General features: G+C 68.8%; 10 protein-coding genes. 6 read left to right on the top strand and 4 right to left on the bottom strand.

From position 1 onward, the window contains the following. Positions 1–86 precede the first annotated feature (86 nt). From frr to pyrH, 4 genes are all read right to left on the bottom strand, one after another. Positions 87–644: a ribosome recycling factor gene (gene frr / locus LVB77_RS15180; RefSeq protein WP_232906927.1), complete on the bottom strand. Its 558-nt coding sequence runs from the start codon at positions 642–644 to the stop codon at positions 87–89. Between the two features lie 135 nt (positions 645–779). Continuing rightward, entirely contained in the window at positions 780–1,697 is a 918-nt protein-coding gene (locus tag LVB77_RS15175; protein WP_232906926.1) for a cation diffusion facilitator family transporter, read from the bottom strand. A gap of 51 nt (positions 1,698–1,748) precedes the next feature. After that, positions 1,749–2,090 carry a hypothetical protein gene (locus LVB77_RS15170; protein WP_232906925.1) on the bottom strand — a complete coding sequence of 114 codons (342 nt, stop codon included), beginning with the start codon at positions 2,088–2,090 and terminating at the stop codon, positions 1,749–1,751. Positions 2,091–2,280: 190 nt separating this feature from the next. Then, complete coding sequence (gene pyrH, locus LVB77_RS15165; protein ID WP_232906924.1) at positions 2,281–3,003, bottom strand: UMP kinase; 723 nt, start codon at positions 3,001–3,003, stop codon at positions 2,281–2,283. Positions 3,004–3,319: 316 nt separating this feature from the next. Between pyrH and LVB77_RS15160 the strand changes: the two genes are divergently transcribed. The 6 genes from LVB77_RS15160 (at position 3,320) to LVB77_RS15135 (ending at position 13,126) form a co-directional block, all read left to right on the top strand. Then, positions 3,320–3,922 (top strand): RNA polymerase sigma factor, encoded by a 603-nt coding sequence (locus LVB77_RS15160; RefSeq protein WP_232906923.1) that lies wholly within the window; start codon positions 3,320–3,322, stop codon positions 3,920–3,922. Next, positions 3,919–4,953 carry a FecR domain-containing protein gene (locus LVB77_RS15155; RefSeq protein WP_232906922.1) on the top strand — a complete coding sequence of 345 codons (1,035 nt, stop codon included), beginning with the start codon at positions 3,919–3,921 and terminating at the stop codon, positions 4,951–4,953. The genes LVB77_RS15160 and LVB77_RS15155 overlap by 4 nt, the downstream gene beginning before the upstream one ends. Before the next feature lie 143 nt (positions 4,954–5,096). Further along, positions 5,097–7,904, top strand: a complete 2,808-nt coding sequence (locus tag LVB77_RS15150; protein WP_232906921.1) for a TonB-dependent receptor — start codon at positions 5,097–5,099, stop codon at positions 7,902–7,904. 263 nt (positions 7,905–8,167) lie between these two features. Next, positions 8,168–11,446, top strand: a complete 3,279-nt coding sequence (locus LVB77_RS15145; protein ID WP_232906920.1) for an autotransporter serine protease — start codon at positions 8,168–8,170, stop codon at positions 11,444–11,446. 169 nt (positions 11,447–11,615) lie between these two features. Next, positions 11,616–12,308 carry an AIM24 family protein gene (locus tag LVB77_RS15140; RefSeq protein ID WP_232906919.1) on the top strand — a complete coding sequence of 231 codons (693 nt, stop codon included), beginning with the start codon at positions 11,616–11,618 and terminating at the stop codon, positions 12,306–12,308. A gap of 164 nt (positions 12,309–12,472) precedes the next feature. Next, positions 12,473–13,126: a class I SAM-dependent methyltransferase gene (locus LVB77_RS15135; RefSeq protein WP_232906918.1), complete on the top strand. Its 654-nt coding sequence runs from the start codon at positions 12,473–12,475 to the stop codon at positions 13,124–13,126. The last annotated feature ends 3 nt before the right edge of the window (positions 13,127–13,129 follow it).

Raw genomic sequence — 13,129 nt, 5'->3', positions numbered from 1 at the left:
TCAGTAGCGGACCGGCGCCGCCGGCGAAAGTTCGATCGCGGCCGCTGCGTCTGCGCGTGGAGCGAATCGCAACGGCCGGTACGGACTCAGACCGCCATCAGCTCCTGTTCCTTGGCCTTGATCACCTCGTCCACGTCCTTGATCGCGCTGTCGGTGATCTTCTGGATGTCGGTTTCGCTGCGGCCGGCATCGTCCTCGGTGATCTGCTTGTCCTTCAGCAGCTCCTTGACCTGGTGGTTGGCGTCGCGGCGGATGTTGCGGATCGCGACCTTGGCGTTCTCACCCTCGCTGTGCACGTGCTTGCTCAGCTCCTTGCGGCGCTCCTCGGTGAGGGCGGGCAGGTTGATGCGGATCACGGTGCCGGCGGTGTTCGGGGTCAGGCCCAGGTCCGAGGCCAGGATCGCCTTCTCCACCGGGCCGACCATCTGCTTTTCCCAGGGCGTGATCATCAGCGTGCGCGCATCGGAAATGGCGACGCTGGCGACCTGCGACAGCGGCATGTCGGAACCGTAGTAGTTGACCTTGAGGTGGTCGACCAGCGCGGTCGAGGCGCGGCCGGTGCGGACCCGGGTCAGGTCGTGGCGAAACGCTTCGACGCTTTTGGCCATGCGGGTCTGGGCGTCTTTCTTGATGTCGTTGAGCATCGCCGGCTCCGGTCCTTATGAACGGTAATCGCGGGATTATATAGGCCCGGGCCGCTTTTGCGGCCCGGCGGCGGCTCCGGCGGCCCGCCGCGGGCCGGGTTGCACGCCCATCGCGCGCCCAGCGCGGGCCCGCGCTCAATGATCGTGGGCGTGCTCGCCGTGCGGCGCGCGGTCGTGGCGATCGTGCTCGCAGGCGCGGCCGTGCTCCACCTGCAGGGTCGGGTGGTTGATGCCGTAGCGGTGGTCGAGCTCGTGGTTGAGGCGGTCGATGAAGGCGTCGTGGTCGGCGTCGTCGGGACGCACCAGATGCGCGGTCATCGCGATCTCGCCCGCGCCCAGCGACCAGATGTGCAGATGGTGCACCGCGGTCACGCCCGGCTGCCCGGCCAGGAACGCCGCCACCTCGGTCTGGTCGATGCTGCTGGGCACCGCGTCCATCGCCGCGTTGAAGCTCTCGCGCAGCAGGCCGAACGCGCCCACCGCGACCACCACGCCGATCAGCAGCGCGATCGCCGGATCCAGCCAGGTCCAGCCCAGCCACCACATGCCGACGCCGGCCAGCACCGCGGCCAACGACACCGCCGCGTCGGCGACCAGGTGCAGGAAGGCGCCGCGACGGTTGAGATCCTGCGCATGGCCGTCGCGCACGAACCAGGCCGCGCCCAGGTTGACCACGATGCCGAGCGCGGCGACCACCATCACCGGCAGCGCCGGGATCTCCGGCGGCGCGCTGAAGCGGCGGATCGCCTCCCAGGCCAGCGCGCCGGAAAACGCCACCAGCAGCAGCGCATTGGCCAGCGGCGAGAGCAGGGTGGCGCGGCGCCAGCCGTAGGTGTGGCGGTCGGTGGGCGCGCGTTTGGCCAGCACCGCCGCGCCCCAGGCCAGGGCCAGGCCGAGCACGTCGCCCAGGTTGTGCAGCGCGTCCGACAACAGCGCCAGCGAATTGGTGGCGAAGCCGTAACCGGCCTCGATGGCCGTGTAGGCCAGATTGATCAGGGTGATGGCGGCGAAGGCGCGGGTGCCGTTCGCGGGGCCGTGGCTGTGCGAGTGCATGGCCGCGATGCTGTCACGGTGGGGGCGGGGACACTATTACACCGGGTGGCGTCAGCCGGCGAGTCGTTCCACGCTGCGCGCCCAGAAGCGGATGCCCGGGCCGTGCTCGAAGCAGTCCACGCAGATGCGCGCGTGCTCCCAGCCGAAACCCGACACGTCCACGATTTCCAGGCCCGCGTAGGCGTGAGGAAAGCCCGGGGCGATTTCCAGTTCGTGCACGCCGTCGAAGCGCAGTAAGACGCGCGCACCGTCCTTCTCCAGCGTCAGATCCAGCGTGCCCCACGGCGGCGGGCCGGCGACGTAGCGGTACTCCACCACGTCGTAGGTGTCCGGTCGGGTCAATATCGGATGGTTGGGCGCGCCTGCCAGATTCGCCGCTTTAAGTGTGGGCATGGGCGGGTTCGTCACAGGCTTAAACGAGAGGGGGTCTTACCGCGCAGCCGTAGGATGCGGTGGCAACCGCATCGTCGCCAGAGGGCGTGGTGCGAAGGAGCGGTTCGCCCAAGACTCGCCGCGCCCTACGGTGGGCGCTTGGACGATACGAAAGAACGGCGTCGCTGGTTCTTTCGTTTTCCGTGGAGACTTAGCCGCGCCCCTGCACCAGCGTGCCGATATGTTCGCCGCGCAAAATGCGCAGCAGCACGCCGGGCTGGCTCATGTCGAAGATGCGCAGCGGCAGGTCGCTGTCGCGGCACAGCGCGAACGCGGCGGTGTCCATGACCTGCAGGTCGCGCGCGATCACCTGGTCGTAGCTGAGCTTGTCGTAGCGGACCGCGTCGCTGTGCTTCTTGGGGTCTTTGTCGTAGACGCCGTCGACCTTGGTCGCCTTCAGCAGCAGGTCGGCGCCGATCTCGATCGCGCGCAGCGCGGCGCCGGAGTCGGTGGTGAAGAAGGGGTTGCCGGTGCCGGCGGCGAAGATCACCAGACGGCCTTTTTCCAGGTGGCGGATCGCGCGCCGGCGGATGTAGTCCTCGCAGACGTCGTTGATCTTGATCGCGCTCATCACCCGCGCCTTGGCGCCGAGTTTCTCCAGCGCGTCCTGCATCGCCAGGGCGTTGATCACCGTGGCCAGCATGCCCATCTGATCGCCGGTGACCCGGTCCATGCCGCCGGCGGCCAGGCCGGCGCCGCGGAAGATGTTGCCGCCGCCGATCACCAGCGCGACCTCGGCCCCGGCCTGCTGGGCCTCGACCACTTCGCGCGCCAGACGGCCGATCACCTTGGGGTCGATGCCGTAATCCTCGTCCCCCATCAGCGCCTCGCCGGACAACTTGAGCAGGACACGGCGACAGGCGAGCTGGGACATAAGGACCTCGGGGTGAGCAAACCCAGCGATTCTAGCCGAGTGGGCCGGGTTCCACGAGTCGGGCCGCAACTCGGGATTGCGATCGGCGTCGCGGTCCGCCCGCTTGCGCATAGGCTAGCGCCAGCCTTTGAGGTAGCGAATTCCGTGTTACAAAGCTAGCGCAGCCGGTGCGGCGCTTCAGCCGCCGTTCCAGCGCGACCAAGCAACCCGCCACAGGGGCCAGGTGCAGATGAACGAACAGGTTTACAGCCCGGCAATGGACGCCGCATACCACGGTCCGCCGTGCCCGCGCCGTTCGGCGACGGTGGTTTAGGCCTTGGCCCGCCCCGTGCACGCCCAGATGGACGTCTACCCGGATCCGCCGCTGCCGGAGGAGCGCCCCGCGCCGTATCCGCGCGGCGACGACGGCTTCGAGCGTTTCGTGCTCGAACACCGCGACGCGCTGGTCCGCTTCCTGTGCAAGCGCACCGGCGAGGAAGACGCCAAGGACATCGCCCAGGAAAGCCTGGTCCGGCTGATGCGCTACCGCGGCCAGCCGGCCGAGCAGCTCAAGCTGCTGATGTACCGGATCGCGATGAACGAACTCAACGACCGCGGCCGCCGCCAGCAGAGCCAGCACGCGTCCGCGCACGTGAGTTTCGACCAACATTTCCACGGCCTGCCGTCGGCTGATCTCGCCCACGAGCAGCGCGTGGCCAACCAACAGGAGCTGGCACGCGTGCGCGAGGCGATCCTGCGGCTGCCGACCAAGTGCCGGCAGGTCTATCTGCTCAACCGCATCGAAGGCATGAGCTATACCGAGATCGCTCGCCATTGTGGGATCTCGGTCAAGGCTGTGGAGAAACATATCGGTCGCGCACTGGTGCTGTTGCGCTTGCGTCTGAGGGAAAATCTGTCAGAGACGGCAGGTGACGCATGAACACGGCAAGCGCGAACTCGAATCGGTACGACGAAACGGATCTGGACGAAACCGGCCCGGCCGAGGCCTGGGTCGCGCGCCTCAACGCCCCCGACAGCGACGGCCAGGACCGCGAGGCCTTCGAGCGCTGGCTCAGCGCCTCGCCGGCCAATACCCGCGATTACCGCGAAGTCGAGCGCATCCACCAACTGTCGGCCGAGCTGGGCGACGACGAGTTGCTGCGCGCGGCCGCGCGCGTGGCGCGCCGCGACAGCGCGGCCAGCCGGCATCGCGTCCACCCCTGGCTGGCGCCGGGGGCGGCGATCGCCGCCACCCTGGCGGTCGCGATCGGCGTGGCGGCCTGGATGCAGCGGCCGGCACCGGCGCAGATCGACCGCTACGTCACCGCCATCGGCGAGCAGCGCACCATCGCCCTCAGCGACGGCACCACCTTGCTGCTGGACACCCATAGCGCGGTGACCACGCGTTTCGACCGCGACAGCCGCACCGTCGAGGTCGCGCGCGGGCGGGTCCAGTTCGCGGTCGGCCGCGACAGCGGCCAGCGCAGCGGGCCGCGCCCGTTCCTGGTCAAGGCCGGCGACGGCACCATTCGCGACATCGGCACCACCTTCCAGGTCAGTCGCGACGGCAGCGCCGTCGATGTCGGCCTGATCGAGGGCGAGGTCGAGGTCGCCGTAGGCGCCGGCCAGACCCGCGCCACCAGCACCCTGGCCCCGGGCGAGCAGGTACGCATCGAGGGCGGCGGCACGCTGGCGCCCAAGCGTCCGCTGGACCTGACCGTGGCCCAGGCCTGGCCGCGCGGCGACCTGATCTTCAAGAACCGCCGCCTCGACCAGCTGCTGGACGAGATGAACCGCTATTCCAAGACCCAGCTGCGCCTGGAGCAGCCGTCGCTGGGCGCGCTCAAGGTCAGCGGCGTGTTCCACATCGACGACCAGGAGGCCTTGCTGGCGGCGCTGCAGCGCGGCTGGTCGCTGCAGGCGCGCAAGGTCGGCGAGCACGAGATCCTGCTGCACGCCGCACGTCAGTGAAATCCCGCGCGCCGGCAAGTGCAACCAATAGTGGCGCCGCGTTGCAGGCCTACCCGGGCTTCCGTATCGTGATCGCTCGGGGGATTAGACGCACCGGATGAATGGCCAGAGTTAGGCACACGTTAGCCATCTCGAGTGCGTTCTTGTTGTGCCTGGCAGCGCAGGGCACGCAGACCGCTGCGGCCGCGTCTCCGACGGTTACGCGATTCTCGATCCGCCCCGGCGCGCTCGACGACGCGCTGCAGGCCCTGGCCACCCAGAGCCGCGTCCAGATCCTGTACAGCCCGGCCCTGGTCGCGCGCAAACGCAGCGCCGGCCTGCGCGGCGAGCTCGCGCCGGCGCAGGCGCTGGAGCGCCTGCTGCAGGGCCAGGGTTTGCGCGTGGTCCGGGTCAACGACGACACCTTCCTGCTGCAGGCCGCGCCCAAGCCCGCGCCCGTGGCCAAGCCGGCACCGCCGCCGCGGCCGCCGCCGCCGGTGCCGCGCATCGAGGAACCGACCAACCTGGGCCCGGTCCACGTCACCGGCAGCCATATCCCGCGCAGCGACCTGGAATCGGTGCCGGTCTCGCCGATGACCCTGATCGGCCGCGACGAAATCGAGGCCAGCGGCCACCAGACCCTGTTCGAGCTGCTGCGCTTCCAGCCCGGCATGGTCGGCCACCACCCGGTCGCGGTCGCGGCCGAGGGCGGCGAACCCTACCAGCAGCCGTTCGCGGCCGCCGCCACCACCAGCCTCAACGCGCTGGGCCCGCGCGCCACCTTGTTCCTGGTCGACGGCCAGCGCATCGCCAATTACGGCCTGATCTCGGCCGACCTGGGCGGCCTGACCGACCTGGACGGCATTCCGCTCAGCATCGTCGAACGCATCGAGATCATCCGCGGCGGCGCCTCGGCCATCTACGGCGCCGACGCCATGGCCGGCGTGGTCAACATCATCCTCAAGAAGGACCAGCAGGGTTCGGAAGCGGTGGCGCGCCTGGGCGTGTCCGACCGCAACGACGCCAAGCAGCGCCGGCTGTCGGTCAGCACCGGCGTGGACCTCAAGCGCGGCGGCAACCTGTTCCTGAGCGCCGACTATTTCCAGCAGGACGGCCTGTCCGGCGCGCAACGCTCCTGGCGCAGCATGGACCGCAGCGGCGACGAACTCGGCGACTGGCGCATCGGCCTGGGCTATCACGACTACAACACCGGCATCACCTGGTCCTCGTGCCCGCGCCGTTACCAGGACGCCCAGCGCCTGTGCTACCTGGACACGGCCAAGCACGTGAGCCTGCAGCCGGAGTCCGAGCGCACTTCGTTCTACGCGCATTGGCGGCAGCCGATCGGCGCCGACACCGAGGTCTACGCCGACCTGCGTTTGGGCGAGGTCTCGCAGCAATTGCGCGGCGCGCCGTTCTACGCCGAAGTGACCATGTCCGGCGAGCATCCGGACGCGCTGTTTCCCGACGACATCAACTTCCTGCGCTACGCCTTCTACGACGTCGGCCAGATCCGCACGCGCAGCTCGGCGCGCACCTCGGACCTGAGCGCCGGCATCAAGCGCTACCGCGGCGACTGGGAATGGAGCGCGTCCTATGCCCACCACGAAAACTCGGTGGTCAACCGCATCGACGGCCTGGTCAGCCTGAGCGCGTTCAACGAATTGGCCAACGACCTGCGCTACCGCTTCAACGGCGCCAACAGCCGCGAGGTGCTGACGGCGCTGTCGCCGCGCCTGACCGCGCGCGGCAAGGCCGAGCTGGATCAGGCCACGCTGGGGGTGAACGGCCCCTGGTTCTCGCTGCCGGCCGGGCGCACGCGCGTGGCCGCGGGCCTGGAACTCGGACGCGACGCCCTGGAAAACCGCCCCGACCCGCGCATGGTCGAGCACGACGTCGCGCTCAGCCCGCCCAAGGTGCGCGTCGACGACAGCCAGATGAACGCCGCGCTGTACGCCGAGCTCAGCGCACCGCTGGCGCCGCGCCTGCAGGGCGAATTCGCGCTGCGCGCCGACTACCGCGAACGCTACCGCCACAAGCTGTCGCCGAAGATGGGCCTGAAGTGGAGCGCGCTGGACACGCTGACCTTCCGCGGCACCTGGGCGACCGGCTACCGCGCGCCGTCGCTGTACGAGCTGCGGCGCCCCAACGTCTCCGATCAGATCGCGGTGGTGCAGGACCACCAGGGTTTCGGCCCCTGCGACAATCCCATCGTCGGCCCCAACGGCGAGACCCAGTGCGTGGTCACGCGCAGCGCGTTCGAGAACACCGACCTCAAGCCGGAAACCTCGCGCAGCTACACCCTGGGCCTGGTGTGGGCGCCGAACCCCAGCTTCAGCCTGGCCCTGGACCACTTCGACATCCGCCGCCGCAACGAGATCCTGGCGGTGAGCGGCTTGAACACCATGACCACGCGTTCGTTCAAGCGCGACGACGAGGGCGAACTGGTCGGCGTGCAGGACTACTACGACAACATCGGCGAGACCCACGTGCGCGGCTGGGAGTTCGAGGCCGAGTACCGTCTGCAGACGCAGCGCTGGGGCCGCTTCTCGATGCGTCTGGCCGGCAATTACCTCGAACAACTGTCGCGGCGCATCGACGCCGAGAGCGAGGTGCTGGACTACGCCGGTTACGGCGCGCCGGACCGCACCGCGCTGGCGGGCCTGCAATGGGCCTACGGCAACTGGAGCACGACCTTGAACGCGCGCATGCTGGGTTCGTCGCGGATCGGGCTGCCCGACCAGGATTGTCCGAAGCGCAACGTGCTCGCCGGCCACTGCCGCAATCCGGGCGCGACCACGCTGGATCTGAACTTCGACTACAACGTCGAGCGCTGGCGCTTCTCGCTCAACGTGCACGATCTCGGCGATCGCACGCCGGTCAACTACGACACCAGCAAGGGCGGCTACGACATCGCCTACGACGACCCGCGCGGCCGCTACTACCTGCTGAGCGCGGCCTACCGCTTCTGAAGAAACCGTGCCTGTGAGCGCAGGTGTTGGCATCTTTTTGGCGCATTTATCGTTGAGTACTTCGGAGGCGGCGATTTCGCTGCGGGGAGCACGGCGCACGCGCGGGTAGGGGAGTGCGGCGCTACTGCGTTATTTGATGACAGGGGTCGCGCTGGCGACGGTCCGCATCCACCGGCGATCAGGGGAGCGGCTCGCGTCGCACCGCACCCCTCCTCATCCCCACGCGATCCCGTCGCGCCGCCCATCGAAGGAGCATCGGCAGCATGCAAAGCAGTGCAAGCGCAACACGTACCCGTCGTCAGAATCGGCAGCACGCCCGTTCGGCGCTGTCGTCGGCGATTCTGGCCGGCCTGCTGCTCGGCGCGGTGGCGCCGGCGATGGCGCAGGATGCGTACCAGGAAGGCGGCGTCATCGGCGACGCGGCGAGCTGGCGCAGCGGCGAGTTCAAGGCCGACTGGGGCCTGGGCGCGATCGGCGCGGAGTACGCCTACGCGCGCGGCCTCAGCGGTCGCGGCGTGCGCCTGGGCATCTTCGACAGCGGTTCGGCGTTGGCGCACTCGGAGTTCGGCGGGCGCGATCATCGCAGCATCCGCATCAGCGATCCCGACTGCCTGGCCAGCAGCGCCATCACCGGGCCCAACGCCTGCTTCTTCTCCGACGGCGATACCGCCGAGATCGACGCCTACTATCTCGGCGACACCATCCCGCCGGAGCTGTCGTTCGGCGGCAGCGGCATCCGCCTGATCCTGGAGTACGGCGATCACGGCACCCACGTCGCCGGCACCATGGTCGCCAACCGCGACGGCAACGGCATGCACGGCGTCGCCACCGGCGCCTCGCTGACCGCGTCCAAGCTGTTCTTCAACCGTATCTACGAGTACTACACCGGCGACGACGGGATCGCGCGGCGCACCCTGACCCAGGGCCCCGGCGAGGACGCGCTCAACAGCATGTTCGACCAGATGGCCGCGCAGGGCGTGCGCGCGATCAACCACAGCTGGGGCAACGGCACCGAGCCGACCACGCCGGAAGACATGGACCTGGAGTACGCCGCCTATCCGGAGTACTACCGCATCTTCGCCGACGCCTCGCTGCGCAGCGGCATCATCAACGTCTGGGCCGCCGGCAACGACTACGGCAACATCGCCGGCGCCTACGCCACCTTGCCGCGCTTCGCGCCGGAGATCGAGAAGTACTGGCTGAGCGTGGTCAACGTCGGCCGCGACCTCAACCTCGACGTCAGCTCCAGCATCTGCGGCCTGAGCAAGGACTGGTGCGTGGCCGCGCCGGGTACCGACATCCACTCCACCATCATCGGCGGCGAGATCGACGGCCGCGTGGTGAAGAATCCGGACGGCTCCTACAACCTGGAGATCGACGGCGCCGACACGCAGTACGGCTACGGCGACAACACCGGCACCTCGATGGCGTCGCCGCACGTCACCGGCTCGCTGGCGCTGCTGATGGAGCGCTATCCCTATCTCGACAATCCGCAGATCCGCGACGTGCTGCTGACCACCGCCACCGACCTGGGCGACGAGGGCGTGGACGAGGTGTACGGCTGGGGTCTGATCGACCTCAAGAAGGCCATCGACGGTCCGGGTCAGTTCCGCGTCGACACCGAGGTGGCGATGAACCAGCGCGCCGGCGGCGCCAAGGTCTGGGAAGGCGATGCCTGGGACGATTGGAGCAACGACATTTCCGGCCCCGGCCGGCTGACCAAGTCCGGCATCGGCTGGCTGCGCCTGAGCGGCGACAACAGCTTCGCCGGCGCCAGCGTGCGCCAAGGCCGGCTGGAACTGGCCGGCGGCAACAAGCTGTCCGGCTCGCTCGATGTCGACGGCGGCGATCTGCTGCTGACCGGCCAGCTCACCAGCACCGACCTCAACGTCGCCTCCGGCGTCGCCCGCATCGAGGGCGGGCTCCACGACCTGGCCTTCAACGTCAATGGCGGCTGGGGCCTGGTCGCGGCCGGCGGCGTGCTGGAAAACGTGACGTTCGCGGTCAACGGCGGCAAGGTCGCCTTCAACGGCGAACAGCGCGGCGGCAGCACGCTGATCGGCGTCGGCGGCGTGCTCGGCGGCACCGGCACGCTGGGCACGACCCGCGTCGAAGGCACCATCGCGCCGGGCAACTCGATCGGCACCCTGACCATCGACGGCGACTACACCCAGGCCGCCGGTTCGTTCTATCAGGTCGAACTGGCCGCGCCGTCGGCCTCGGACCTGCTGCGCGTCAACGGCCACGCGAGCTTGCTGGGCGGCACCGTGCGCGTGTTCCAGGGCCCGGGCACTTATCTGCTGGGCCAGCGCTACGACATCCTCTCGGCGACCTCCGGCATCGACGGCCGCTTCGCCGGCATCGACCACAGCGCGTTCTCGCCGTTCCTGAAGTTCGACCTGGCCTACAGCGCCGACAAGGTGACGGTGGACGTGGTGCGCGGCGCCAGCGTGGCCAGCGTCGCCAATACCTACAACCAGCGTTCGGCGGCCGGCGCGGTGGATGCGCTGGCGATCGGGCAGGGCCTGGTGCAGCCGCTGACGCAGCTGTTCCCGGCGCAGGCCCTGGACGCGCTGGACGACCTGAGCGGCGAACTGCACGCCAGCACGCGTTCGGTGTTGATCGACAGCAGCCGCCACGTGCGCGAGGCCGCCTTGGCGCGCGCGCAGGCCGGCCAAGGCGCGTTCGACGCCGCGGCCAAGGGCGAGGCCGAATCTGCGGCCTGGATCCAGTTGCTCAAGAACGGCGGCACCCTGCACGCCGACGGCAACGCCGGCGAAGTCGGCTACAACGGCGACGCCAGCCTGCTGGGCTACGACTACCGCTTCGGTAACGGCTGGCGCGTGGGCGTGCTCGGCGGCGTCGGCCGCAGCGACGCCAAGCTCGGCGAGCGCGGTTCGCGCGGCGAGATCCGTTCGCGTCACCTGGGCCTGTACCTGGGGCAGAACTGGGGCGGTTTCGGTCTGCGCGCCGGTGCCAGCTACGCCCGCCACGAGATCGAGATCGAGCGCAGCGTGAGCTTCCCCGGCTTCAGCGACCGCGCCCGCGCCGACTACGACGGCGACACCCGTCAAGTCTTCGTCGAGGGCGGCTACCGCATCGCCACCGGCGCCTGGGAGTGGGAGCCGTACGCGCAGTACGCGCAGGTGCGCGTGGGCAGCGACGGTTTCCAGGAAAGCGGCGGCGCGGCCGCGCTCAGCGGCGCCAGCGCCGACCAGCGCCTGGATCTGTCGACCGTGGGCCTGCGATTCAACGTCGGCCTCAAGGGCGCGCAGCAGGAGCAAAGCTGGTTGAACCTGCGCGGCGGTCTCGGCCGGCGCCATGCCGGCGGCGCGGAAACGCCGGCGGCCACGGTGGCCTGGCGCAACGGCGGCGCGTTCGACGTACACGGCGCGCCGATCGCCGAGGATGCGACCGTGTTCGAGGCCGGCCTGGCGGCACGGCTGGGCGACAACGGCCTGCTCGAGTTCACCTACAGCGGCCAGTGGGCCGACGAGGCGCGCGACCACGCGGTCAACGCGCGTTACTCGCTGCAGTTCTGAACCATCGCGCTGCGCGGCGCAGGATCGCCGCCAGCGCGGATGCGTATGTGCGGGTCGCAAGATCGGGATCTCTCCCAGCACCTCAGGCCGCCTCCGGGCGGCCTTTTTTTGTCATGCCGGCGCGCGCGCGGTCGCTTATGCTTCCGCTTCCACTAGCGCAGGACCGCACATGAGCATCAAGAACCTCAAGGATTTCGTCGAAGCCAGCAGCCAGAAGGACCTCAGCCCGGAGACCTTCGAGCTGGAGAGTTCGCATCTGTTGGAAGTCAAACTCAACGGTCGCGTCTGGGCCAAGGCCGGCTCGATGGTCGCCTACCGCGGCGGCGTGAAGTTCATCCGCCAGGGCATGCTGGAACAGGGCCTGGGCAACCTGCTGAAGAAGGCCATCAGCGGCGAAGGCACGCAGATGATGAAGATGGAAGGCCAGGGCCGGGTCTACATCGCCGACGCCGGCAAGAAGGTGACCCTGCTGCGCCTGGCCGGCGAATCGATCTTCGTCAACGGCAACGACGTGCTCGCCTACGAGGACGGCGTGGCGTCCGAGATCAAGATGATGCGCAAGGTGTCGGGCATGATGTCCGGCGGCTTGTTCAACATGAAGCTTTCCGGCAGCGGCGTGGTCGCGATCACCTCGCATTACGAGCCGCTGACCCTGGCGGTGACGCCGGAGCAGCCGGTGTTCACCGATCCCAACGCCACCGTGGCCTGGTCCGGCAACCTCAGCCCCGACATCGTCACCGACATCTCGCTGGGCACCTTGTTCGGCCGCGGCTCGGGCGAGAGCATCCAGCTCAAGTTCTCCGGCAACGGCTGGGTGGTGGTGCAGCCGTACGAAGAGGTGTACTTCCAGCAGCAGGGCTGAGCCTGGCGCATCGGCTCCCACGACGGGCGGCGTCCTGCGTCGCCTGTCCGGTGCCGGTGGTGTGGCTTAGATGAACAGTTCCGGCATGCGACCGGCTTCGGCCAGCCGTTGCGGGCCGCCGGACTCCGTTAAAATCGCGGCTGATTCCCCCGACAGGTCCGTACATGAGTCTGTGGCTCGATTTCCTCACCAATCAGGATCTGCTGATCCACAAGTGGAAGCACTACTTCCCGATCTATGAGCAGCACATGCGGCGCTTCCAGGGCCAGGACGTGCTGATGTTCGAGATCGGCGTCAGCCAGGGCGGCAGCCTGCGGATGTGGAAGCGTTTCCTGGGCCCGCACGCGCGCATCGTCGGCATCGACATCGATCCGCGCTCGGCGCCGGCCGCGGAAGATCAGGTGGAGGTGCGCATCGGCGACCAGTCCGATCCGGCCTTCCTGCAGTCGCTGATCGACGAATTCGGCGTGCCCGACGTGGTCCTGGACGACGGCAGCCATCGCATGGACCACGTCAACGCCAGTTTCGATTTCCTGTACCCGTTGCTGCCCAAGAACGGCGTGTACATGGTCGAGGACATGCACACGGCGTATTGGGAAGAGTACGGCGGCGGTGTCGGCGTGCCCGGCAGCTTCATCGAACGCTGCAAGGGCCTGATCGATAGCCTCAACGCCGATCACGCGCGCGGCGCGTTGCCGTCGGACGAATTCACCCGCAGCACGCGCTCGATGCACTTCTACGATTCGTTCGTCGTGTTCGAGAAGGGCGCCACCACCGGCAAGCATGCGCCGCGGGTGGGCAAGCCCTTGTTCGAGTAAGGG

The sequence above is a fragment of the Lysobacter sp. 5GHs7-4 genome (assembly GCF_021284765.1).
GTDB lineage: Bacteria > Pseudomonadota > Gammaproteobacteria > Xanthomonadales > Xanthomonadaceae > Lysobacter.
Note: the sequence above shows the minus strand (reverse complement) of the source record. Positions and strands in the feature narration are given on the sequence as shown.